Below are 23,392 nucleotides of genomic sequence, written 5' to 3' on the forward strand. Positions count from 1 at the left end.
TGTGGGTTATCCAGGGATAAAGCACTCTGAATAATCTACACAATCCCGGCAGTTGGGGGATCGGCACATCATCACATTGGACTCCAGGCAAAGCTGGCGGTAGAGAAATTTTTTCCAGCGCATATTGAAGCGATTGGCCTTGACCAGGTCCGGAAAATTGTGTTGTAGCAGCGCATTCAGATCATCACGCGACCAGAGCCCCAGATCGTACCAGAGGTGGTCGCTGCCACCGCAGGCGCAAGCGATAATACGTGCCAAGGCGTATTCGCTGTTGCTGCGCTGGGCACGATAGCCAAGCAGCAGGTTTGTCAGTTGAATCACTTCATTTGATACGCCTTGATTATCCAGCTCACCAAGAGGTTCTGCCAACCGGGTTTGAAAACATTTGTTCTTAACCGGAAAGTAGCGCTGTATCAGGGTTTGGTAACGATCGTCAGTCAGGCCCAGCGTATCACTGAGTACGCTGTGTCCCTGCTCGACAGATGCCAGCATACGCGCCAGGTACACGGCATTAAAATCGCCGCGGGATAAGCCCATCCAGTGACTGTAACGTTGTTGTATTCGCGGTGGCATAATCAGCGCATTCATGGCACTTCCCCTCTGTCAGGCAGCAACACGGGCAATAATTCCCGTGAGTGATCCGGGTGGGTTCAGTGGATCGCCAAGGCTATCGACTATGGCCCCTTCAATGGGGCAGATACTGGCGCACTGAGGGTCGGGAAACGACTCGGCACATTCAGTGCACAAGTCCGGATCTATGGCGAATATAGCCTGTTGATCCGTGATCGCATCATTGGGACAGACAGATTCACAGGCGGTACAGCTGACACAGCTGGCAACAATTTCAAAAGCCATAAGAAATACTCCTTAGCTCAGGTCAGATTTGTCGGATCAAGCTGATTTCAGATCAACCCTGTCGGGTGTTTGCAACAAGCCCTTTGTCAGCATCTCTTGGTAAACCGCCAGAATGGCATCTTCAATCGGTTCCAGAGCATGCTCACCATTGGGCTGAATACCGGCCTGTTCCAGTGCACTCCAGGGCTCATAGCCGACTTTGGAGCACAGCAGTACTTCGCAGCCCTGCAGACTGTTAAGCAGCTTGTCCAGAAGGGTTTCTGCATCCTCGCCACAGCTGCTACCGCCTTCACAGTAAGGTTTTTCAACTTGCCGGTGACCAATAAAACGTACACCATCGTCACTGGCTTCATAGACCAGAAATTCGGTGGCATGACCAAAATGCTGATTAATCAGGCCGCCTCCCTGGGTAGCCACGGCCATCAGTACCGCCCGGCCTTGCAGGGCTGTATCTGGTTGAACTACTGACTCACGTTGGGCATAGAGCTGGCCAAGCAACTGTTCATGAACCTCGGCACGTTTTACCATGGCGGCCTCGTAATCGATCTCCATGGCATCGATCTTGTCCAGCGTGAATTCCGCACCGCGATCTTCGCCCAGGAGTCCGACTGCATCGGCGCGGCACTGGCGGCAGTGGCGCATCATATTCATATCGCCGGCGCAGGCATCCTGTACCGCCTGGAGTTCAGCTGGTGTCGGTTCAGCCTGGCCGGTCAGGCCGAAGTAGGTACCATGTTCCGGTTCGGCGATAATCGGCATCACATTGTGCAGGAAGGCACCCTTTTCCTTGACGATTCGCGACACTTCAATCAGGTGTTGATCATTGATGCCAGGGATCAGCACGGAATTCACCTTTACCAGAATGCCCCGATCAATCAGCATCTGTAACCCTTTCTGCTGTTGCTCGATAAGGATACGTGCCGCTTCAACTCCACGAATTCGCTTATGATTCCAGAAAATCCACGGATAGATTTTTGCGCCTATTTCCGGGTCGACACAATTGATGGTGACAGTGACATGATCGATATTGTGCTGGCAGAGCTCATCCACGCACTCGGGCAGCGTCAGCCCGTTGGTCGACACACACAGCTTGATATCCGGTGTTTCGGCGGTTAATCGTCGAAAGGTTTCAAAGGTTTTTTGCGGATTGGCCAGAGGGTCCCCAGGGCCAGCAATCCCCAATACCGACATCTGAGGTATGGCGGCGGCCACTGCCTTGACCTTCTTCACCGCCTGTTGCGGGGTCAGCACTTCAGAGACGACACCGGGACGGGATTCATTGCTGCAATCGTATTTGCGGTTGCAGTAGTTGCACTGGATATTGCAGGCCGGTGCAACCGCGACATGCATACGCGCAAAAAAGTGGTGAGCTTGCTCGGAAAAGCAGGGATGATCGGCCACCTTGGCCCGGATGGATTCGGGCAGGCTCTGAACAGAGGCATCACTGCTGCCGCAGGAGCCGGAAGCGCAACCACCGGCTTCGCTGGTTACAGTGGTGTTATTGATAACGGGCAGTTTCACGGTCAGATCCTCGTCTTGGGTTCATTTGACCTGTCGCAAATTCCATGCCTATTTGCTGTATTTTATTAATCTATTGATTTGTATATTAATTAATGGATGGCTAGGTAGGTTTGTCTCAAAGCTGACAGCTACACAAAGGCGCTATGTCAGCTTTGAGACAGTCATCGTTTAGAGTTGCTTGACCCGAATATTGAGCGTCTGGATACGATAGGAGATCTGACGTGGTGTCATGCCCAGTAAGCGGGCCGCCTTGGCCTGGACCCAGCCAGCCTGTTCCAGTGCGGCTATCACCCGTTCACGCTCATCCAGATTGTCATCCCCCAGGTCGATCTGCCCGCCATGACTGCCCATGACCTGCTCATCGATTCCGGTCAGCAATACCTGATCACGGTCGATGATGCCATCCTCTGACATCACCGCGGCGCGTTCCAGGCAGTTTTCCAGCTCGCGTACATTACCTGGCCAGCTATGATGCATCAGCACCCGCAGGGCGCTGTCGGTGATGCTGAGTGGGCGTTCCTGAGCGGTGGCTATCTTGTTGAGTAAGAAATTGGCGATATCGGGCACATCTTCCAGGCGTTCGCGCAGCGTCGGCATGAAAATAGGCATGACATTAAGACGGTAGTAAAGGTCTTCACGGAACAGCCCCTGCTCCACATCAGCCTCCAGATCCCTGTGGGTTGCCGCTACCACGCGAACATTGATTTTAATCGTGCGCGATCCACCCACACGCTCGAGTTCACCTTCCTGTAACACGCGCAGCAGCTTGGCCTGGAATCCGGCCGAGACTTCGCCAATCTCATCCAGAAACAGTGTGCCCTTGTCGGCCTGCTCAAAGCGCCCCTGGCGTTGGCTTACCGCACCGGTAAAGGCACCCTTCTCATGCCCGAACAGTTCCGATTCCAGCAGGTTTTCCGGTAAAGCGGCGCAATTGAGCTTAACAAATGGTCCTCTGGCCCTGGGGGAATTGTAATGGATGGAATTGGCAATCAGTTCCTTTCCGGTACCAGTTTCGCCACGAATCAACACCGTGGTGTTCCATTTAGCGACCTGGCGTACCTGTTCAAATACCTGACGCATGGGGAAAGAGTGGCCAATGATATTGTCGAAGCCAAACTGCCCGCGCACGGTGCGTTTGAGCTGATCACGTTCCTCTCTGAGGGCTTTACGCTCACGTTCCACCTCCCGCGACAGGCGTACACTCTGGCCGATTAAATTGGCGACCATCTCCAGAAATCGGGCACGCTCTCCCAGCAGTTCCCTGTGGGAGCTACTGGGTTGGGCTGCGAACACCCCCAGAACTTCATCGCCACTGAGAATAGGCACACCGATAAAGGGGCGTTTGGTATCATAAATGCCTAAACGGCCAAGAAAACGCGGATCATCGGTAATTTTGTGGAGTATCAGGCTGCTGCCGCGGCGCATTACTTCACCTACGACACCTTCACCTGGCTGGTAACGTATATCTCCGGCTTCCAGATCCGGTACTCCACACAGGGCATAAATGACCAGTTCATTCTGATCTGGTGGTACCAGTCCAACCAGACCTCGTTCCAGCCCAACCCGATCGTCCAGTACCTCCATGACTTTACTGAGGGTTTCCTGAAGGTTGAGGGATTTGGATAGCACCTGGCTGACCAGAAACAGGGTTTCCAGCTCTCCGACGAGAATCGCCTGAAGCATTTCCGGACTCAGCGAATCGCTAGTGTCGTCTTGATAACTTGCAGGTGATTTATTCATAGGGGAGGTGCACCTTAATGCAGCAGCCGGTAGTTACATCAGCATCAATTGCCAGCAAGCCGTTATGGCGGTTAACGATATCCTGAGCCAGGGTCAGTCCCATGCCCAGATGACCTTTGCTATGGTCGCGGGTAGTGTAGAAGGGCTCGAAAACCTTAAATTGATCAGCTGGCAGAATTCCGGCACCGGTATCTTCAATGCTGATCTCCACAACCTTATCGAGTGTGCGGGTGCTTAAGCGCAATTCGCGTGTCCGTTGTTTGGTGTCATTCATGGCATCGATGGCATTATCGATCAGCTGTTTGAACAGAGTGACCAGTGCCGTTGGCTGACCATGAACGCGTTGTAAATTACATTCAGGCTGCCAGTCCACCGTGATGCCGAGCGCGAGTAGCCTGGGGGTTAACAAACTCAGGGTGTTTTTCAACAGTTCGTTGATGTTCACCACTTCTGTAACTTCATCGCCACGTGCCGGGATGCAGGCGTTGAGCATGGAGATAGCCTGATGGCCAGCCTTCTGCACCTCATTCAGCAGCTTTAGCATCTCGGCGGCATCGATGCGGTTACGGCGGGTCGCCAGCCGTGAAGCCGCATTGATCATATTCAACGGGCGTTCGAGCTGGTAAATGGCACCTGACAGGGCTTCCCGGACACTTTGTACCCGTTCCTGCTCGGCTAACAAAGCTTGCAGGCTATTGAGGCGTAGCTGTGCCTGTTGTTGTTTCAGTCCGGTGATGTCCTGCAGGGTCACCAATAGATAGCGGCTCAGACGTGTCTGGTAAAAGGCATCGGCACTGGTGTCTTTCTCTTCAATTAGCGAGCCGGTACAACTGAACCAGAGCGGCTCCTCACGGCTGGACAGCAGCAAGGCCACTTCAAGGGTAACAAAGCCTTCATGCAGGGCTTTTTTCCGTTCAAACAGATCAGGCCACTCCTGCTCCAGTGCATCGAAGATGATCTCCAGGGGTTCATGACCCAGTCTGGCTTCCAAGGTTTTATAGCTGCGGTTGCGCAGAATTGGCTGTAGTTTGGTGTCTACCAGCACCATGGCTACCTGGGTGGCATCCACGGCTTTTTCAATCAGAGCGCGTTGGTTCAACACTTGATGCTCCAACTGATGTACTTCAGTCACATCGCGCTGTAATCCCAGGTAGTGCGTGGTTTCTCCCGCCGTATTGAGTACCGGCGTAATCGTCAGGTCAGCCAGGTAGCGACTGCCATCCTTGCGTCGGTTGACTAGTAGGCCATTCCAGGGGTGTTGGCGTTCCAACTGCCCCCACAGACTGTCATACACCAGCCGGGGCGTGACCTTATAAGACAGAATGGATTGGTTTTTGCCTAGTAGCTCTTCACAACTGTAGCCGGTCATCTTTTCAAAGCAGGGATTGGCATAGACGATCCGTGCCTTGGCATCGGTGATAGATATGGCTACAGCCGCCTGCTCTACCGCTAGCCTGAAGACTTCGGGCGGGAGGGTTTCTGCCGCTATCTTAAGCTCAGCTAGCACAACATTATCTGCCGGTTCGGTCATATGCTCAGGTTCCTGGGACAGTCAATCTATAACCAGTCCATGCAATAGGCGTACCATTTGTGTGGATGTGATGCTGGCGCTGATAGCGGATTGATTTAAGAACAAATGTTTTGTCGGGTTAATTACAAACTGTCATTTTGTCGCATTTCCATCACTCAAAAATGGCGTGAATGCACCGAAATAAGGCGTCACACAGTGCATTCGGTGTATGGCACAGACTTTGCTGACTACCCATCAGCATCGATCTGAGTGGAGAAACGCATGTCTGATTACATTTTGTTATTGGTATCCACAGCGCTGGTAAACAACGTGATACTGATCAAGTTTCTGGGTTTGTGTCCGTTGATGGGTGTGTCCACCAAAATGGATGGTGCCCTGGGTATGGGATTGGCCACGACCTTTGTACTGAGCCTGGCGGCGGCAGCCAGCTGGATGCTGGAGAACTGGTTGCTGAACCCTCTGGGTCTGGAGTATTTACGCATACTGGCGTTTATTCTGGTGATCGCCACCGTCGTACAGTTTACCGAGATGTTGATTCGTAAAATCAGCCCCTCGCTCTATCAGATTCTGGGCATTTACCTGCCATTGATTACCACTAATTGTGCCGTACTGGGTATTGCCTTACTCAATGTACAAAACCAGCACAGCTTTATTCAAAGCCTGATGTACGGATTTGGCTCAGCCATGGGCTTTACCCTGGTATTGGTGCTGTTCGCTGGCCTGCGTGAGCGCCTGGCGGTGTTGCAAGTGCCTGAGCTTTATCAGGGTGCCCCGATTGCGTTTATTGTTGCGGGCCTGTTGTCGGTGGCGTTTATGGGATTTGCCGGACTGGCCTGAATTCTGGAGGAAACTAACCATGCTGATGTCAGTGATGCCGTTAACATTCTTGGGCCTGATACTGGGGTTGCTGCTAGGTATTGCTTCACGGCTGTTAAAGGTGGAACGCAGCAATGTGGTGGAAGAAATTGAACAACTGCTGCCCGGCACTCAATGTGGACAGTGTGGAAATCCCAGCTGTGGGGCGGCGGCTCAAGCGGTTGCAGATGGCAATTTACCCGCAACCTTCTGTCCCCCCGGCGGTCGCGCCGTGGCTGAAGCTATAGCGGCAAAGCTGGGCATCTCGCTGGATTTGAACGCTTTGTGCGATGAAGGCCCGAAAGTGGCACGGATTAATGAAGCCCTGTGTATCGGCTGTACCCGCTGTTTCAAAATCTGTCCGACCGATGCGATTCTGGGTTCCGCGAAGCATATGCATGTTGTGTTCGCTGATGCCTGCACGGCTTGTGGCAAGTGTGAAGCCGTGTGTCCAACCGAGTGTATTTACCTGGAACCGGTACAGCCCACTCTGCAAACCTGGGTATGGAGTCAGCCAGCCCTGTAACAGGAGACGATTATGTTGTGGAAATCCTTACGTGGCGGGGTTCATCCCGCCGGTTACAAGGCACTGAGCAACACCACCAAAATCCAGCACTTTCCGGTTATGGAGCGCTTGTATGTCTCCCTGCAGCAGCACCTGGGCGTCCCCGCCTCACCCGTGGTGAAGGTGGGAGACAGGGTGCTTAAGGGGCAGCTATTGGCTGTCGCTCAAGGGCCGGTGTCTGCGCCTGTTCATGCACCCACTTCCGGGCGGGTAGCGGCCATTGCCGAGCATACCGCACCTCACCCCTCCGGCTTGCCGGTATTGGTCGTCACACTGGAGTCTGATGGCCGTGATCAGTGGATTAGTCGGGATCCGGTAGCGGACCCTTTCAGCTTGTCTCCGGAGGCAGTTTGCGAACGCATTGGTGCCGCTGGCATCGTTGGTTTGGGCGGTGCCACCTTTCCCGCTGCGGTAAAGTTGAATCTAAGTTTAAAGTCAGGGGTGGATACGCTGATTCTGAACGGCGGTGAATGTGAGCCCTATCTGAGTTGTGATGATCGGCTGATGCGCGAATACGCCGTGGATATTTTGCGGGGAGCACAGCTTATCTGCCATGCAGTACAAGCCAAGCGGGCGATTCTGGGCATTGAGGACAATAAGCCGGAAGCCCTGGCGATTATGGCCGAAGCCTCATGGGGTACGGGGATCACTGTTAAAGCGGTACCCAGTGGCTACCCTATGGGCTCGGAGAAACAGCTGATCCAGCAACTGACCGGCGTGGAAATACCGGCACACAGTCGAGCCGCTGATAGCGGTATTCTGGTGCACAATGTGGCGACAGCCTATGCCGTGGCGATGGCCATCTATCAGGATCAACCCCTTATCTCGCGGATTGTCACCCTCAGCGGTGGTGCGGTGACCCATCCGGGCAACTGGGAGGTGCCTCTGGGCACTCTGGCCAGTGAGTTTCTTAATCGAGCCAGCGGATTCGATACGAAGCCCGCACGCCTGTTGATGGGGGGGCCGATGATGGGAATAGAGTTACCGGATCTGCATGTGCCGATCATCAAAGGCAGCAGTGGTATCCTCGCGCTTACCGAACAGGAAATCAGTCATAAGCAGAGCAGCCCCTGTGTGCGTTGTAGTCGTTGTGTGCGTGCTTGCCCCATGGGACTGATGCCGTTGGAAATGGCCGCCAATATACGCTCAGGTGATCTGAAGGGTGCCAGCAAACTGGGCTTGAGTGACTGTGTGGGCTGTGGGGCCTGTAGTTATATCTGTCCTTCATCTATCCCGCTGACGCATTTGTTCAACTATGCCAAGGGCGAGTTGGTGTTGCAGGACAAAGCCCGACAGAAGATGGAAGCCACCAAAATACTGGCACAGCGGCGTGAACAGCGCATGGAGCGAGAAGCACGGGATCGCGAAGCGCTGATGGCGGCGCGGCGTGCCGCTGCCGCTGCAAAAAAAGCGCAACAAGCCGAGCAAGACGCGCTAAAACAGGAGGCCTCGGCATGAAACAACCGATTCACGGACCCCATGCGCACAGCGAGGCGCGCTTGCCAGTGATGATGTACCAGGTGTTACTGGCACTGACACCGGCGACCCTGTATGGATTCTGGCTGTATGGTTGGCCTGCCTTTTCACTTTGGTTAATCTGCCTGAGCAGTGCGCTGGTGTGGGAAGCTGTGTTTCTGCGGTTGTTCAATAAACCGGTGAAAACACACCTTTTTGATGGCTCGGCCTTGGTAACCAGTTGGTTATTGGCGCTGTGCTTACCCCCCTGGGCGCCCTGGTGGATTGCGGTTACCGGCACCTTTCTTGCCGTCGCTATGATCAAGCAGATCTTTGGTGGGTTGGGGCAGAATGTGTTTAACCCCGCCATGGCGGCACGGGTGATGTTGTTAATTGCCTTTCCAGTCGAGATGACCCAGTGGGTGGCCGCGGATCAGCAACTGCAGCAACGCCCGGCGTTCAGTGCCAGTTTGCAGCACAGCTTTGGCCAGCAAAGTCTGCTAGACAGCTATAGTGGGGCGACCCTGTTGGATGGCGTCAAGAACCGTCTGGCCATTGACGAGCCACTGTCTGAGATACTTAAAGGGCAGGATTACACCTGGCTGGATACCTTGACTGGACTGCATGCGGGCAGTCTGGGTGAAAGCAGCGCCCTGCTGTTGCTGCTGGGTGGACTGTTCCTGTTATGGCGAGGCGTGATTACCTGGCAAGCACCGGTAGGGTTGATTTTGGGTCTGGTGGTGCCTGCGCTGCTATTAAACCGTATGTATCCAGAGGCTTATCCTGGCGCCCTGTTTCACTTGTTGACTGGCGGAGCCATGCTGGCCGCCTGGTTTATCGTCACAGATCCCGTAACCGCCCCGGCAACCGCCAGTGGCCGGTTTATTTTTGGTCTGGGTTGTGGGGTGTTGGCTTATCTGATTCGCACCTTCGGTAATTATCCTGAAGGTATCGCCTTCGCTGTAATGCTGATGAACAGTGCTGTCCCGGTGATTGATCGTTATGTACGCCCGCGTATTTATGGTCGCTCTGGCAAGGGGCAACCGCTACCTGTGCAGAAAATGAAAACAGGAGAGCGCTTATGAACCTGGCGGTAATGCGTGAGCGTCTGGATTATCAGTCGCTGTTGCTGGGCGTGGTGGTGATGGTGACCTGTGCACTGCTGGCCCTGGCCTATCAATTAACGCGAGAACCGATTCAACAGGCGCTGGCCGACGATATGCGCCAGAGTTTTTCCCAGGTGTTACCGGATCATCTGTATGACAATGATCTGCTGGATCATGCCGGTCAGATCGAAGCACCCTGGGGGAGTCTGACCTACTATCAGGCCAGCCTGGCGGGTGACATCAGTGCGGTGGTGTTTCCCATGCAGGCCAGCGGCTATGCCGGCAAAATTGAGATGCTGGTGGCGATCAAAGCCAATGGCGAACTGTCTGGCGTCAGGGTGCTGGTACATCAGGAAACCCCCGGACTGGGTGACAAGATTGAGGTGGCGCGAGACCCCTGGATTACCTACTTTACTGGCAAGTCGCTGCATAACCCGCTGCCGACAGGTTGGGCGGTGAAAAAGGATGGCGGAGAGTTTGATCAGTTTACCGGTGCCACGATCACTCCGCGGGCTATCGTGGCGGAAATCAAACGCGCATTGCTGTTTTTTGAAGCTGAGCAGCCGACACTGTTGTATCCGGTCAGGCTGCCGGACGCTGTCGGTTCGGTCACTGCGCAGCAAGGAGTTGAAGAGCATGACTGACTATCGACGTTTAGCTCAGGATGGCCTCTGGAGCAATAATATGGTGTTTGCTCAGATGCTGGCGCTCTGTCCGGTAATGGCGGTGACCAGTACAGCCACCAATGGCTTGGGGATGGGCCTGGCGACTCTGTTTGTGTTGCTGGGCGCCAACATGATTATCTCCACACTACGGCATTTCATCAGTCCGGCTATCCGTATACCTGTGTATATTGTCATTATTGCGACCCTGGTTACCTTAACGGATATGCTGATCAATGCCTTCGCTTATGAGCTCTACAAGGTGCTGGGGTTGTTTATTGCCTTGATCGTAGTTAACTGCGCCATTCTCGGACGTGCCGAAGCCTTTGCCTCTAAAAATACCCTGTGGGACTCCATCGTCGACTCGCTGATGATGGGAATTGGCTTAACCTGGGCATTGGTGATCATCGGTGGCGTGCGTGAAGTGATTGGCAGCGGCACGTTGTTTGCCAATGCGCATTTACTATTGGGCGCCCCTTTCGCCTTTCTTGAGATAACCGTTATCCCGGATTATCGCGGCTTCCTGATTATGGTGTTGCCACCAGGCGGCTTTATTGCAGTGGGTTTTCTGCTGGTGGCGAAACGCTGGATAGATCGGCGGGTTGAGCAGCGCAAACGCCGGCCGGTGAGTCTGCCCGAACCGGTGAGTCAGTCATCCAGTTAATCAAGCCAGGAGTCAAAGATGCAAGTCAGTGTTGCTTATAGCAGTGTCAGCGGTGAACAGAGTTGGGTCAATCTTGATGTGGTTGTCGGTACCACTGCCGCCGCTGCTATCGAAGCGTCCGGTCTATTGGAGCGCTTTCCCGATATCGACCTGTCGAGTCAGAAAATCGGAGTGTTTGGTAAACTGGTCAAGCCGGATCAACCTCTGGCTGAGTATGATCGGGTGGAAATTTATCGTCCGATTACCGCTGATCCTACACAGGTGCCACGACGTCAGACCGAAGAGGAAGATTGACGGTTTGGTTATTATCACGACGAAAATTTCAGGTATAAAAAACCTCGGACTAAGCCGAGGTCTCTTTCTTGGTGTAGCCACATCAGACTAGAAAATTGATAGCAAAAGAAGAGGGGTTCTCCATTAGTTGCTAAGCGGCATTATGCCAACCTTCTGAAGACTCCTCAAAGCACAAGTTTTCATGGCTCTCTTTTGAGTCAAGATCTGCTAATTTCTCTAACAACTCTTTAATTTTGTCATTTTCATAGTGGCCTTTTGCTAGAATACGAAGCAATCTACCTGCCATTGATGTAGGGTGCTTCTTCTCCCAACCAGCCACGGTCTGATCCTCTACACCCATAGCATCTCCAAGACGTTTCTGTGAGAAATTCAGTTCTTTTCGTAAAAACCGAAACTCAGCACCCGTCATCTTGGTAGGGGATTCAATGATTGCTAAAGCAATTGCCTTATGCAGACCCTCAACGTTGTCTATTGACACGCCTACCCCATAATCAGTTGTGTGTTCGGTATATCCATTTTTCAAATACACATTGGGCAGGCCACAACTTCTGTAGTGATACATGCCTCATCTCCATTTTGGATAAATCAACTTTTAATTAGTTTCGTTATTTGTTTGTTTTTTGTTAGAAAGTCGTTATGACAACAGTATAACAGCTGTCTTCTCTTAGCTCTTTGTAATCAATTGCAATGGCAACAGTAACCCAAGTGCCAGCTGATTTTCCCTCCACTTTCATTTCCCAATTTCCCTTTGCTGCTTGGCTGGGTCCTTCCTTGATCGAACCAGTTCTAAGCACCCTGATAATATCAGTACGAGTGATCTCTCTTTCATACATCCGATCTTCAGCATGGTTAGTAAATATGATGCGACTGCTATCTTCTGCCACTTGTCGCAAAATATCTTGGGCTTGGTCCTTCTGGAGGGGCAGCGTTAGTATCTTAGCGCTCAAAAAACCTCCTTGCCTTAATGTTCGTGGATACTGCTGCCTATGCGTTTACCTATAAATAATATACCTATATATACTATAGGTAGGGCTCGATTGTTGCAATAGGTTCTACTGGTATTACTCGTTACGAAGGGCGCCTTGAAAACCGGCACAATCAGAGACATGGCTATTCTATCGATTTGAAAAGGTTACAAACTTAATATCCATTCTTTCTGCAGCCTGCTTTTCTGGCGCTCGGTCAGCAGTTCAATAATACGTGCTGAAACCTCAGCAAAGGATTGCCGGGTTGCCGGGTGCAAGGCATCACAGCGCAACAAGTGGTAGCCCATGGGGGAGCGCAACGGCGTACTGACTTCACCCGGTTGCATAGTAAATAGTGCTTTATCCAGGGCTTCATAGAGAATACCCGGTGTGATCAGCCCCAGGTTGCCTGCATTCATCGCCGTGGGACACTCCGAATAGCGAAGCACCAGCTTGTCGAAGCGTGCCGGTTTTTGCTGGATTTTCTCCTGCAGCCCGCAGAGTTTACGGTAAACTCGCTGATCAGCTTCCGGCTTGTCGTCATCAAGGGTAATCAACAAATGACTGGCCTGACGCCTTTCGGGAAGCTGAAAACGTTCCAGGTGGTTATAGTAGTAGATCTCAGCCGCATCCCTGGTGACTGGTTCAATCTGAGCCGAGATGCTTTCCAACACGGCATCGATACGCATCTCCTGGCTCAGCGCCGCTTTGAAACCAGCAGGTGTCAGGTCCGAATTAGACAGAGCCTGGGCAAACAGCTCAGGGGTTTCATAGCGGTTTTGAATACGTGCAAAGGCTTCATCAAGCGTTGCATCAGGCAGGTACACTTGCTGAGCTTCCTGACTGGCCAGAATTTTTTGTTCCAGCAGAAACTGACGCTTTGCCAGCAGCTCAACCTGGGCACGCTTATCGGCTGCAAGTTGATCGGGCGTACTGGTGAACTGAGACTCGGCAATTTTTAACTCCAGGTAGGCCAGTACTTCAGGTGTCTCAGGATGCATGGCTCAGTGCCTCCTCCGGATCTAAACTGTCTAGTGCGCTTTCCGGTACGATCAACAGATGGCCGGGAAACTGCACATGGTAGTGAACCGCGTCCTCATGGCGTATGACCTTGAACACTTCACCGGGCGTGTCGAGCGGCACGATCACCTCACCTCGCAAAGATAAGGCTTGAGCGGCCACAACCCTGTCGCGGTTTTCAAAGCGGCTATTGATCCAGGATGCACTGGCGGGAATCAGTTCTTCTTCGCGACAACCTACCTGGATATCGGCCTGAATAAAGTGCACGGTATAGATAATCTGATCCTGTAGAAAGGTACCCAGATTACGCACATGACCGGTTTCTCCGCGACGCACCAGTAACTGGCCTTTGTCCACGCCCGGGAAACTGCCGTCATTGCGCAGGTTGCGTATGACCCGGACTTCGTCACCATAGCTATAAACGGGGATCATTCTGGCCCTCCCGCGACTGGCTGAATGGCACTTAGGGATACAAAGCCTTTACCCGGCTCAGCTCGATTGAACACCTTGAGTACCTTCTCCTGCTGGGCGCTGGAGTTGATAAAGCTCTGATAGGCCTGCTCCAGCAGTTGCCGATAGGCGTTGAACAGGGCGTCTGGCTGAGCCGGTAGCGCCGCTTTACCAGCATGGATGTGGTTATGAAAGCGTTGCAATATATGCAAGCGGTTGACCTGTACCACTGATGGCACAAAGTCTATGGCAAAGAATTCCAGGAAATCTTCGGCACTTTCCAGCTCCTGCATTTGCTCTTCCAATTCGGCTGTACTAGTGAATCGGCTTGCAGTGTTCATGATGGTTACCTCGTATCAACAAATGACGGGTGTCGGTTCGGCCAGATTAGGGGAAGGGTTTGCACCAACAATCAGCTGCTGATGCAAAGCCACCAGCTGGCTATCGGTCAGTGGCTGCTTGCTTCGCAGCATCTGCTCACGAATCACCGCCAATAACTGCTGGGCCTGAGCGGTATTGATTGACAACCCGAGGCGTGTATAGCGTGCCTGTACAGCCTTACTGCCGGAATGTTTGCCCAATACCAGTTCGTGTTGACGCCCCAGCAGCGCCGGGTCGATGCCCTGGTAGATCAATGGGTCTTTGAGCAGGCCATCGACATGAATACCGGCTTCATGGGTAAACACACCCGCACCCACCAGACTTTTTTGCCAACTGACTGGTCGGCCCGAAGCCTCGGCGACCAGTGTCGATAGCGCTGGAAAAGCTTGCAGGTCGATACCCGTCGACAGGCCGTAGAGTTGGCTCAGCCCCAGTACCACTTCTTCCAGTGCGGCATTACCGGCGCGTTCGCCAAGACCGTTGACCGTGGTATTGATATGGCTGGCACCGGCTTTGGCTGCAGCCAGACTGTTGGCGGTTGCCAGCCCCAGATCATCATGGGCGTGCATCTCCAGTTGCAGATCGGTGGCGGCCGCCAAACGGCTGATGATCGAAAAAACACCGAAAGGCTCCATGATGCCCAGCGTATCGGCAAAGCGCAGGCGCAGCGCACCACTTAATTGGGCAACCTCAGCGACCTGCAGCAAAAATTCCGGGTCAGCGCGGGATGCATCTTCACAACCGACAATCACTGCAAAACCCTGATCAACAGCAGTCGGAACCAGTTGCTTGATCTGCTGTAGCACCCAGGCACGTGATTTACCCAGTTTCTTGTGGATGTGTAGGTCAGATACGGCGACAGAGAGATCCAGCAGTTGCACCGGTAAACCCTGACAGGCTTGCAGGTCATCCGCACGCATACGGCACCAGGCGATTAACTGAGCAGACAGCTGCAGATCGGCCAGTGCACGGATATCATCCCGCTCGGTTTCCCCCATGGGGGGAATGCCGACTTCCAGTTCAGGCACGCCCAGCGCATCCAGTTGTTGCGCTATCTGCAGTTTTTCGTCGCGTGAAAAAGCCACCCCGGCAGTTTGTTCGCCATCACGCAGGGTGGTGTCATCAATGACTATATCCAGGCCGATATCAGACATAAGACAACCTCAGGCATAGGCCGGATCAAAGGCTTCCTGAACCGGCGCATTATTTTTCCAGTAAGGAGACAGGCTGCGCAGTTGGGTGATAATGCCCGGCATAACCTCGATCACACGGTCTATCTCCGCCTCGGTGGTGTAGCGTGATAGTGAGAAGCGCACCGTGCCGTGGGCCGCGGTATAGGGCAGCCCCATGGCACGCATCACATGCGAGGGTTCCAGAGAACCTGAGGTACAGGCCGAACCACTGGACGCAGCAATACCGTATTTATTCAGCAGCAACAGGATCGATTCCCCTTCAATGTATTCGAAGGCGATATTACAGGTGTTGGGAAGACGGTTGTCCGGATCGCCGGTAACAAAGGCGTGTTCGACCTGTGACAGGATGCCTTGCTCCAGGCGATCACGCAGGGCTTTCACCAGGGTATTTTCATGGGTTATCGATTGCAGCGCCAGCTCAGCAGCCTTACCCAGCGCCACGATAGAGGCCGAGTTTTCTGTACCAGCACGACGCCCGCGCTCCTGATGGCCCCCGCGCAGTAACGGCCGAAAGCGTGTACCGCGACGCAGGTAAAGTACGCCGATACCTTTGGGTGCATGGAGTTTATGCCCGGATAGCGACAGCATGTCGATCTTGCTGTTTTTCAGATCAATCGGCACCTTGCCAACGGCCTGTACCGCATCGGTATGAAACATTACCCCAGCCAGGTAAGCCATTTCGGCCATTTCCAGTACCGGAAAAAAGGTCCCTGTCTCATTGTTAGCCCACATAATGCTGACAATGGCGGTCTGGTCACTCAGGAGTGACTGATAGTGTTGCAGATCCAGACGACCCTGGCCGTCTACCTCCAGGTAGTGCACGGTGTAGCCATCTTTTTCCAGGTATTCACACAACGACAAAACGGCAGGGTGCTCCACAACGCTGGTGATAATCTCCCGGCGTTCCGGCTGAGCTTTCAGCGCCGACAAGATAGCCGTGGAATCACTTTCAGTACCACAGGAGGTGAACACGATTTCGGTATCATGCTCAGCACCTATCAGCGTCTGAATCTGCTGACGCGCTTGCTTCAGCGCCAGGCCGACACGGTTGCCGTACTGATGTAAGGATGATGGGTTACCAAACTGTTCGGTAAAGTAAGGCAGCATCGCCTCGACTACCTGCGGGTCCACCTGCGTGGTGGCATTATTATCCAGATAAATAGTCTCCATGGTTCAGGCTCCTGCAGTAACGGGTGACTTGCTGACCGGCAATAACTGGATAAACTCACCCAAGGATTCGATCAATTGTTGCTGAATGCCACTCAAGGTGACGCTGGCCAACTGGCAGCCGGTACAGGCGCCTGTCAGACGGACATAGACGGTTTTGCCGACCACATCGATGAGTTCTATGTCACCCTTGTCACGTTGAAGTTGTGGCCGGACCGCCTCAATCACCGCTTCAATCTTGCGAATGCGCTGCAGCGTACTCAGACCACTGGCAGCGGCATCGGTAGCCTGAGGTGCGCTAACGGATGGCATGTCGATTTGCGTCAGAGCCTTCTCGGCATCAGCTTGCACCCTGGCAACATCGGCCTGGAACGACTGGCCAGTTTCTGCCAGCACCTTGTTAAGAATCTCTTCTATGCCTTCATGGCACGCCGAGCAGCCACCGCCCGCCTTGGTATAAAAGCTGACATCCTGCACCGTGGTCAGATTGTTGGCACGGATGGTTTCTTCGATCAGCACCGCATCCACGGCAAAGCACTTACAGATCAGCGCGCCCTCTTCATGGTCATCACTCCAGACTTCACCGCGGTAGTTGGCGACAGCCGCCTGTAGTGCTTCACGTCCCATCACCGAGCAGTGCATCTTCTCCGGCGGCAGGCCGTCGAGGAAGTCGGCAATCTCCTGATTGCTTACCTGTAACGCTTCATCAAGCGTTTTGCCTTTAATAATCTCGGTCAAGGCTGACGAAGAGGCGATGGCTGAACCGCAGCCAAAGGTCTGAAAACGTGCATCCAGAATCACTTCAGTTTCCGGATCGACATTGATCATCAGACGTAAGGCATCGCCACAGGACAGCGAGCCAACATCCCCGATGCCATTCGCACCTTCGAGCTCACCGGCATTGCGGGGGTTGAAAAAATGTTCCTGTACTTTCTCAGAATAGTTCCACATGACATGACCTCTCAGGCAGCAAAGGATTTACCGCAATTACAGGCGGCCTTGGCATTCGGGTTTTCGAACTTGAAGCCGCTTTCATCCAGCGATTCAACGAAATCGACCACGCAGCCCTGTAGCAGTGGCAGGGACTCGGGATCGATCAGCAGACACACTTCTCCAAAGGACAGGCTGGTATCCTGCTCCGAGACTGTGGTTTCCAGTTGCAGACCGTACTTGTAGCCAGAACAGCCACCGTCGGATACTGAAACCCGCAGCCCGGCTACAGGCGTACCGGCATTTTCAATGAAGCGACTGATCGCGAGTTGTGCAGCAGGTGTTAAAGTGACCATTTCCGACCTCCAGAATACAGATTGCCAACGCACAAACAGCGCTGACGCTATACCTGTTACATGGCAAACCCTGTGCCAGTCGGATGAGTGTCATCTAAATAATTGAAAGATATGAGTTGTGTTGCAAATCCGATAAAGAAAAGGATGTATCGAATGACACCTGTGTGGTGTTTTGTCGGATTTGTAACAGGGAAAGTTGGCTAGTTTGCCTTGCACCAGCTCATGAAGGCGGTGCAAATTGCTCAAAAACCTCCTGCCCGGTCATTTTATGGGTGTCATTATTTACATCGGCCCACCCGACCAGCGCCGGCACATGGAACAGTGACATAGCCCAGCTTCCTGATGATCCGGCGCAAGTACCTCGATTGAACCGCTTAGACATTTGCCTTTCATAGCGTTTCTCCTTGTGTATAAATAAGGTGGATGAGATTAGTTTAGTAGGCAGATTGCTGTATGGCGATGCTGTTCTAAACTATCAACCTGACAAAATACTTATCCCAACTCAGAGTAAAATGCATGTCCAGTATCGCTGACACACCCAAACCACCCTATTACGCAGTAATTTTCACCTCGCTGCGTACCGAAGAGGATAGCGGCTACGCTGCCATGGCGGAGAAAATGCTGGCCTTGGCAACTGAGCAGCCAGGCTTTCTCGGTGTTGAGTCAGCACGTGAAGGTGTCGGCATAACTGTTTCCTATTGGGCCGATATGGAGGCTATACGGCTGTGGAAAAACCATGCTGAACATTTAATAGCCCAGAAGCTGGGGCGTGAGAAATGGTATGCCAGTTTTACAACCAGAATTGCAAAGGTTGAGCGAGACTATGGCATGTCCAAAAGCATATAGAAAAAGGTGTGCTGAATGCTACGTAATTACCGTCCTGAAGATGTAGACCAGGTTCTGCAAATCTGGCTGTCCGCGTCGGTTCAGGCGCACTCTTTTGTGGAGCCAGCGTTCTGGGAGTCGAAATTGGAGGATATGCGTAATCTCTACCTTCCCGCATCAGAGACCCGGGTGTTTGAGAATGCATCCGACATCGCCGGGTTTTATAGCTTGTTCAATGACACTCTGGCGGCCATTTTTGTGTCACCTGAGTATCAGGGTAAGGGCATAGGCACGGCTTTATTGAACGATGCCAAGTGCAAGCGACAGACCCTGCGTTTAACGGTATACAAGGCTAACCGCTCAAGCATTTCGTTCTATGAAAAGCAGGGGTTTGTTGTCATGGATGAGCAGGTTGATGAGCATACAGGCTATCCGGAGCTGGCTATGGAGTATCGCACATGACCAGCACACCTACTGTCTCGATACGCTAAATAATAGCCTTCCCGGTTTTACGGCAAAATCAAGCACAGTAATGCCAGTGTTGTGGCTGATCAGCAATGTCAGGCAGACAGTTCAATTAAAAAGCACGTAATACCGTTTGTCGAGGTCACTCTTATCTGGCCACCATGTGCAGTGACTATAGCACGAGTGATGGCTAGCCCCAGACCTGAATGCTCTGTTGTAGTATCTCGGGTTGGATTGGCACGATAAAAGCGGTTAAAAAGATAGGGAAGGTGTTCTTCGGGTATCTCTTCACCCTGGTTCTCGACAGCAACCCGAACTCTATCTTTGTGGGTAGTTATAATCAGCTTAATGTCAGAGTTGGGTGTTGCATGGCGTATGGCATTGGATAAGAGGTTGGAAAGTGCACGAGTCAGCATGACCCGATCTCCTGGTACTTCTGCGTCGCCTTCAACGCTAATCTCTACGGATGACTCTGCCGCCAGGGGTTCGAAAAATTCAACTATGCGCCTGACTTCAGTTGAAAGGTTGATTTTCTCGCGCAAGGGAATGATCAGACCATTATCCGCTTTGGCAATAAATAGCATATCTGAAATCATGCGCGCGAGTTTCTCATATTCCTCCAGATTGGAGCCTAGCAGGTCGCGATACTCTTCCTGTGTGCGTGCGCGAGACAGGGCAACCTCGGTCTGTATCATCAGATTGTTCACCGGTGTGCGCAGCTCATGTGCAATATCTGATGAAAAATGAGACAAACGCTGAAAGGAGTTTTCCAGTCTCTCAAGCATCGCATTGAGCGACTGCGTCAGTGGTAACAGTTCTACCGGCACTTGAGCCAGTGGCAGACGCTTATCCAGTCTGACCGCAGATACCTTGGTTGCCAGTGTGGTCACTTTACGCAGTGGTGCGAGCCCCTGTCGGGCGGCAAACCATGCCAGGACAGTCATTATCAGGAAAAAGAAAACGACGAAGCCCCATACTAGACGATTGAAATATATCAGAAACTCCTTATGGTGAGTGATGTTCAGATCGATGGTGAGAGTGATGTGGCTATCCGGCAGTGCGGTTGGGAATGTGCCACTGAGTCGTCTGAAACTGCGCCCATCTTGCTGCCAGGTTGTCAGCTCGGGCCCTGTGGTTCTATGGAGTGTGTCTGTCTGCGAGGTTGAATGGCTGGCTGAGACCATCACATGATACGTCTGCAGTGTGTTTAGCTGAGTCAGCAGGTGATCCAGCGCATCTGGGGTTTGAGCGGTTGCCAGCTGTTGTTTGATAAACTCCAGACGGCTATTTAACTCGGTCGTGTCCTGCTCGATAAAATGCCGATCAATGGCCAGTGACAGCAGCCAGCCCAACAGCAGCAATACCAGAGTAGCGGCTGTGGTAAAGAGTAATACCAAGCGAACAGTGAGAGATATCGGTTTTATCATGCTATTGATTCGCGTCAGGGTCTTCCAGTACATAACCCATGCCACGTACATTGCGGATCAGTCTGGGGGAATAAGGGTCATCCACCTTGGCGCGCAGGCGACGCACAGCGACCTCAACGACATTTGTGTCACTATCGAAGTTCATATCCCAGACCAGTGAGGCTATCAGTGATCGTGGCAGAATCTCCTCCTGCCGACGCAGCAGCAGTTCAAGCAGAGCGAACTCTTTTGGCGTGAGAGCAATGCGTTGTCCGGCACGATGAACGCGACGACGCAGCAAGTCCATTTCAAGATCTCCTGCTTTCAATATCTCGACCACAGGAGCTTTGCTGCGCCGAGACAATGCCCGTATACGAGCGAGCAACTCAGAGAAAGCAAAGGGCTTGATCAGATAGTCATCAGCACCCAGCTCCAGCCCTTGCACGCGATCCTCCACCTGATCACGTGCGGTCAGGAAAAGAACCGGCATGTCGTGACCAGATCGACGTATTGTTTCCAGCACTTTCCAGCCGTTCATGCCGGGCAGCATGACATCCAGTATTACCAAGTCATATTCCCCCTCCAGTGCCATGTGCAGGCCATCGGGTCCATTTCGGGCAAGATCTGTGATAAAGCCCGCTTCGGTCATGCCTTGCAGAAGGTAGTCACCGGTTTTGGGTTCGTCTTCAACGATCAGTATACGCATGCCTTGTATTCTCAGGGGCCAGCGTAAAACACGCAAGCAGTTAAGGAAAGATTACAAAGTTGTAATTTCAGCGTCATCCTCTTGTCTGGATAGTCAGTTTAGTCTGTGTGTATGCCTGAAGTATAGGTTTCTATCCTTCAGTGACGGAGGTGCAGAAGTCAGCAAATACAACAAGCCTAATCAATGGAGTTTTTAAGATGCGTTTAATAACACGTCGCCAGTTTCTGGCAACTACCGCTGCAGCGGGTGCACTCACTGCCATGCCAACACTTTTAACAGGAAAGGGTTCTGTTTTTGCTGCCACTGAAATGCAGCAGGATACACAAATTATCAGAGTCGGCACGCGCGTGATTGAGGTCAATGGCAAATCTGCTCGTGTGTTTGGCTTGACTCAACCAGACGGTACACCGGGTTTGATGCTGGAGGCAGGTAAGCGCTTTCGTGTACGAGTGGAGAATCAGCTTGATGAGTCTACGCTGTTACACTGGCATGGTCTGACTCCACCCTGGGAACAGGATGGCGTGCCGGGACTCACACAACTGCCAATTCCCGCTGGCGGCCATCATGAGTATGACTTTCTCCTCGATAAACCCGGCACTAACTGGATGCACTCGCATCACGGTTTGCAAGAGCAGATGTTGATGGCGGCTCCATTGATTGTTCGTGATCCGCTTGAGGCTGCGGATGATGTTCAGGAAGTGGTTGTTCTGTTCCATGACTTTACCTTTCGTGATCCCATGGAAATTTTGTCTGCTTTACAGTCAGAGGGTGGGCATGGTTCATCGTCTGCAGATCTTCATGCAGGTCATGGTAATATGCAACATGGCTCTACTCAGGATCAAGCGGCCATGCCTATGGCACATTTACATGATGTAGAGTATGACGCCTTCCTGGCCAATGATCGGACATTGAATGATCCTGAAGTTCATAGAGTTGAGCGTGGCGGACGTGTTCGCTTACGTTTGATTAATGGAGCCACTGCAACGGCCTTCTGGATAGATCTTGATCGTCTGCAAGGTCAGTTGATTGCGGTTGATGGTATGCCTGTTGAACCGATGAGAGCGAGTAAGTTTGAATTTGCAATGGGCCAGAGACTGGATATTTTAGTCGACCTGCCAGCAGGTGAAGAAGGGGTCTGGCCGATCTTTGCGATACGTGAAGGCGAGCGTGAACGCACCGGGATTTTGCTAGCCACACCGGCTGCAACGATTACTAAAGTCTCTAATCTGGCATCCCAGCAGGTGCCTGCAATAGGGCTCAATCTCGAACAGGCACTGCGTGCAGTGACTCCTTTATCGCAGCGCCCAGTAGATAGAAAACACCATGTAACTATTACAGAAACTGCTGGCTATGGATGGTTGTTGAATGGGAAAGCACATGGCGATCATCAGCCAATGTGGGTTCGACAGGGGGAGCGTGTGGAAATCACCATCACCGATCAGACCAGTATGGCACATCCAATGCATTTACATGGTCATCATTTTCAGGTCGTAGCTATTAATGGCAAACGGATTTCTGGCGCTATGCGTGACACGGTACTCGTACCTGCAAGGGGGCAGATCACTATAGCCTTTGATGCTATAAATCCGGGGGAGTGGGTATTCCATTGCCATCACCTGTATCACATGGCAGCAGGGATGATGACAAGCATCAAATACGAAGCTTAGTCTGATACTCTACGTGATGCAGAGTGGCAGCGCCTGACAATGATGAAGAAACTCAAGCAATGGTTTCCCGTTGGTACAAATCAGTGCCAAAATGATCTAAATAGACTAAGCTGTATCCATGATCAACTGAAGAGCCACAACTCATGCATGCACGTGCGATCAGTAGCAAACAACCCTTCCAACCGGCCTTACTGGCCGCAGGAGTTGTATTGTTTCTGATCGCTTTTTCCATCCTTTATATTTGCACGACCGCCAATGCACATGCTGCAACATCCAGCGTGGAGCATCAGTGGTCTGCTGTTGAACAGCCCCACAAAGACCATCAATGCCATCATGAAAACACCTCTCAGGAGGTGATGGCCCAATCAAGACAAGCCAAGCCCGATCTGAAACCTGATTTTTTCCTGATACAGCTGTCTGACTTATTCGCTTTAGCAAACTATCAGATAACCAGTATCCATACTGTCACCTACCAGCTCTCCTCTACTGCACCTCTATTTTTACTGACGCAACGCCTGCGCTTATGAGTGATCGCGCGCAGCGATAGCCGTTGATGTAAAAGCAATCCAGATCTTTTTTAGTGCATTAGGTGCAGGCTTTGCCTGCCAGGAGA

27 protein-coding genes are annotated in these 23,392 nt (G+C 52.4%); 11 read left to right on the top strand and 16 right to left on the bottom strand.

Annotation, left to right across the window (positions count from 1 at the left end; genetic code table 11):
- Positions 1 to 6: 6 nt before the first annotated feature.
- From F5I99_RS00310 to nifL, 5 genes are all read right to left on the bottom strand, one after another.
- Entirely contained in the window at positions 7 to 588 is a 582-nt protein-coding gene (locus F5I99_RS00310) for a nitrogen fixation protein NifQ (protein ID WP_151053130.1), read from the bottom strand.
- Between the two features lie 15 nt (positions 589 to 603).
- Entirely contained in the window at positions 604 to 855 is a 252-nt protein-coding gene (locus tag F5I99_RS00315; RefSeq protein WP_151053131.1) for a 4Fe-4S binding protein, read from the bottom strand.
- Between the two features lie 36 nt (positions 856 to 891).
- Positions 892 to 2,376 carry a nitrogenase cofactor biosynthesis protein NifB gene (gene nifB, locus F5I99_RS00320; RefSeq protein ID WP_151053132.1) on the bottom strand — a complete coding sequence of 495 codons (1,485 nt, stop codon included), beginning with the start codon at positions 2,374 to 2,376 and terminating at the stop codon, positions 892 to 894.
- 168 nt (positions 2,377 to 2,544) lie between these two features.
- Positions 2,545 to 4,116 (bottom strand): nif-specific transcriptional activator NifA, encoded by a 1,572-nt coding sequence (gene nifA / locus F5I99_RS00325; RefSeq protein WP_325063003.1) that lies wholly within the window; start codon positions 4,114 to 4,116, stop codon positions 2,545 to 2,547.
- Positions 4,109 to 5,647, bottom strand: a complete 1,539-nt coding sequence (nifL, locus tag F5I99_RS00330) for a nitrogen fixation negative regulator NifL (protein WP_151053133.1) — start codon at positions 5,645 to 5,647, stop codon at positions 4,109 to 4,111. Before nifL ends, nifA begins: the two co-directional genes overlap by 8 nt.
- Before the next feature lie 261 nt (positions 5,648 to 5,908).
- Between nifL and rsxA the strand changes: the two genes are divergently transcribed.
- From rsxA to F5I99_RS00365, 7 genes are read left to right on the top strand one after another with little or no spacing between them, the layout of a single operon-like run.
- Complete coding sequence (rsxA, locus tag F5I99_RS00335) at positions 5,909 to 6,484, top strand: electron transport complex subunit RsxA (RefSeq protein ID WP_151053134.1); 576 nt, start codon at positions 5,909 to 5,911, stop codon at positions 6,482 to 6,484.
- A gap of 19 nt (positions 6,485 to 6,503) precedes the next feature.
- Entirely contained in the window at positions 6,504 to 7,028 is a 525-nt protein-coding gene (locus F5I99_RS00340) for an RnfABCDGE type electron transport complex subunit B (protein ID WP_151053135.1), read from the top strand.
- A gap of 12 nt (positions 7,029 to 7,040) precedes the next feature.
- The gene (gene rsxC, locus F5I99_RS00345) at positions 7,041 to 8,525 is read left to right on the top strand and encodes an electron transport complex subunit RsxC (RefSeq protein WP_151053136.1); all 1,485 of its coding nucleotides are present in this window, start codon (positions 7,041 to 7,043) and stop codon (positions 8,523 to 8,525) included.
- Positions 8,522 to 9,607 (top strand): RnfABCDGE type electron transport complex subunit D, encoded by a 1,086-nt coding sequence (locus tag F5I99_RS00350; RefSeq protein ID WP_151053137.1) that lies wholly within the window; start codon positions 8,522 to 8,524, stop codon positions 9,605 to 9,607. The genes rsxC and F5I99_RS00350 overlap by 4 nt, the downstream gene beginning before the upstream one ends.
- A complete protein-coding gene (rsxG, locus tag F5I99_RS00355) occupies positions 9,604 to 10,272 on the top strand; it encodes an electron transport complex subunit RsxG (protein WP_151053138.1) in 669 nt (222 codons plus the stop codon). Before F5I99_RS00350 ends, rsxG begins: the two co-directional genes overlap by 4 nt.
- Positions 10,265 to 10,954: an electron transport complex subunit E gene (locus F5I99_RS00360; RefSeq protein ID WP_151053139.1), complete on the top strand. Its 690-nt coding sequence runs from the start codon at positions 10,265 to 10,267 to the stop codon at positions 10,952 to 10,954. Before rsxG ends, F5I99_RS00360 begins: the two co-directional genes overlap by 8 nt.
- A gap of 18 nt (positions 10,955 to 10,972) precedes the next feature.
- Positions 10,973 to 11,248, top strand: a complete 276-nt coding sequence (locus F5I99_RS00365) for an RnfH family protein (RefSeq protein WP_151053140.1) — start codon at positions 10,973 to 10,975, stop codon at positions 11,246 to 11,248.
- Between the two features lie 130 nt (positions 11,249 to 11,378).
- Here the strand turns inward: F5I99_RS00365 and F5I99_RS00370 are convergent, their stop codons facing one another.
- The 9 genes from F5I99_RS00370 to F5I99_RS00410 form a co-directional block, all read right to left on the bottom strand.
- Positions 11,379 to 11,810, bottom strand: a complete 432-nt coding sequence (locus tag F5I99_RS00370; protein ID WP_151053141.1) for a helix-turn-helix domain-containing protein — start codon at positions 11,808 to 11,810, stop codon at positions 11,379 to 11,381.
- A 61-nt stretch (positions 11,811 to 11,871) separates the two neighbouring features.
- Positions 11,872 to 12,195: a DUF4258 domain-containing protein gene (locus F5I99_RS00375; protein ID WP_151053142.1), complete on the bottom strand. Its 324-nt coding sequence runs from the start codon at positions 12,193 to 12,195 to the stop codon at positions 11,872 to 11,874.
- Between the two features lie 185 nt (positions 12,196 to 12,380).
- Positions 12,381 to 13,214 carry a nitrogen fixation protein NifM gene (nifM, locus tag F5I99_RS00380; RefSeq protein WP_151053143.1) on the bottom strand — a complete coding sequence of 278 codons (834 nt, stop codon included), beginning with the start codon at positions 13,212 to 13,214 and terminating at the stop codon, positions 12,381 to 12,383.
- Positions 13,204 to 13,665 (bottom strand): nitrogen fixation protein NifZ, encoded by a 462-nt coding sequence (locus F5I99_RS00385; RefSeq protein WP_151053144.1) that lies wholly within the window; start codon positions 13,663 to 13,665, stop codon positions 13,204 to 13,206. The genes nifM and F5I99_RS00385 overlap by 11 nt, the downstream gene beginning before the upstream one ends.
- Positions 13,662 to 14,024, bottom strand: a complete 363-nt coding sequence (gene nifW / locus F5I99_RS00390; RefSeq protein WP_151053145.1) for a nitrogenase-stabilizing/protective protein NifW — start codon at positions 14,022 to 14,024, stop codon at positions 13,662 to 13,664. Before nifW ends, F5I99_RS00385 begins: the two co-directional genes overlap by 4 nt.
- A 15-nt stretch (positions 14,025 to 14,039) precedes the next feature.
- Positions 14,040 to 15,218, bottom strand: coding sequence for a homocitrate synthase (nifV, locus tag F5I99_RS00395; RefSeq protein ID WP_151053146.1), 1,179 nt, complete (start codon positions 15,216 to 15,218; stop codon positions 14,040 to 14,042).
- Positions 15,219 to 15,227: 9 nt separating this feature from the next.
- Entirely contained in the window at positions 15,228 to 16,427 is a 1,200-nt protein-coding gene (gene nifS, locus F5I99_RS00400) for a cysteine desulfurase NifS (RefSeq protein ID WP_151053147.1), read from the bottom strand.
- 3 nt (positions 16,428 to 16,430) lie between these two features.
- Positions 16,431 to 17,375: a Fe-S cluster assembly protein NifU gene (gene nifU, locus F5I99_RS00405; RefSeq protein ID WP_151053148.1), complete on the bottom strand. Its 945-nt coding sequence runs from the start codon at positions 17,373 to 17,375 to the stop codon at positions 16,431 to 16,433.
- Positions 17,376 to 17,386: 11 nt separating this feature from the next.
- Positions 17,387 to 17,710 carry a HesB/IscA family protein gene (locus F5I99_RS00410; RefSeq protein WP_151053149.1) on the bottom strand — a complete coding sequence of 108 codons (324 nt, stop codon included), beginning with the start codon at positions 17,708 to 17,710 and terminating at the stop codon, positions 17,387 to 17,389.
- A gap of 516 nt (positions 17,711 to 18,226) precedes the next feature.
- On the opposite strand from F5I99_RS00410, the gene F5I99_RS00420 reads away from it, so the two are divergent.
- Together F5I99_RS00420 and F5I99_RS00425 are read left to right on the top strand one after the other, a co-directional pair.
- On the top strand, positions 18,227 to 18,556 hold the full coding sequence (locus F5I99_RS00420) for an antibiotic biosynthesis monooxygenase family protein (protein ID WP_151053150.1): 330 nt from the start codon (positions 18,227 to 18,229) through the stop codon (positions 18,554 to 18,556).
- A gap of 15 nt (positions 18,557 to 18,571) precedes the next feature.
- Positions 18,572 to 18,997, top strand: a complete 426-nt coding sequence (locus F5I99_RS00425) for an N-acetyltransferase (protein WP_151053151.1) — start codon at positions 18,572 to 18,574, stop codon at positions 18,995 to 18,997.
- A gap of 98 nt (positions 18,998 to 19,095) precedes the next feature.
- Here the strand turns inward: F5I99_RS00425 and F5I99_RS00430 are convergent, their stop codons facing one another.
- Together F5I99_RS00430 and F5I99_RS00435 are read right to left on the bottom strand one after the other, a co-directional pair.
- On the bottom strand, positions 19,096 to 20,427 hold the full coding sequence (locus tag F5I99_RS00430; protein ID WP_191905908.1) for a heavy metal sensor histidine kinase: 1,332 nt from the start codon (positions 20,425 to 20,427) through the stop codon (positions 19,096 to 19,098).
- Position 20,428: 1 nt separating this feature from the next.
- On the bottom strand, positions 20,429 to 21,112 hold the full coding sequence (locus tag F5I99_RS00435; protein ID WP_151053153.1) for a heavy metal response regulator transcription factor: 684 nt from the start codon (positions 21,110 to 21,112) through the stop codon (positions 20,429 to 20,431).
- Between the two features lie 197 nt (positions 21,113 to 21,309).
- On the opposite strand from F5I99_RS00435, the gene F5I99_RS00440 reads away from it, so the two are divergent.
- On the top strand, positions 21,310 to 22,779 hold the full coding sequence (locus tag F5I99_RS00440) for a multicopper oxidase family protein (RefSeq protein WP_151053154.1): 1,470 nt from the start codon (positions 21,310 to 21,312) through the stop codon (positions 22,777 to 22,779).
- 143 nt (positions 22,780 to 22,922) lie between these two features.
- Positions 22,923 to 23,306, top strand: coding sequence for a hypothetical protein (locus F5I99_RS00445; protein ID WP_151053155.1), 384 nt, complete (start codon positions 22,923 to 22,925; stop codon positions 23,304 to 23,306).
- The last annotated feature ends 86 nt before the right edge of the window (positions 23,307 to 23,392 follow it).

Source organism: Nitrincola iocasae (assembly GCF_008727795.1).
Taxonomy (GTDB): domain Bacteria; phylum Pseudomonadota; class Gammaproteobacteria; order Pseudomonadales; family Balneatricaceae; genus Nitrincola; species Nitrincola iocasae.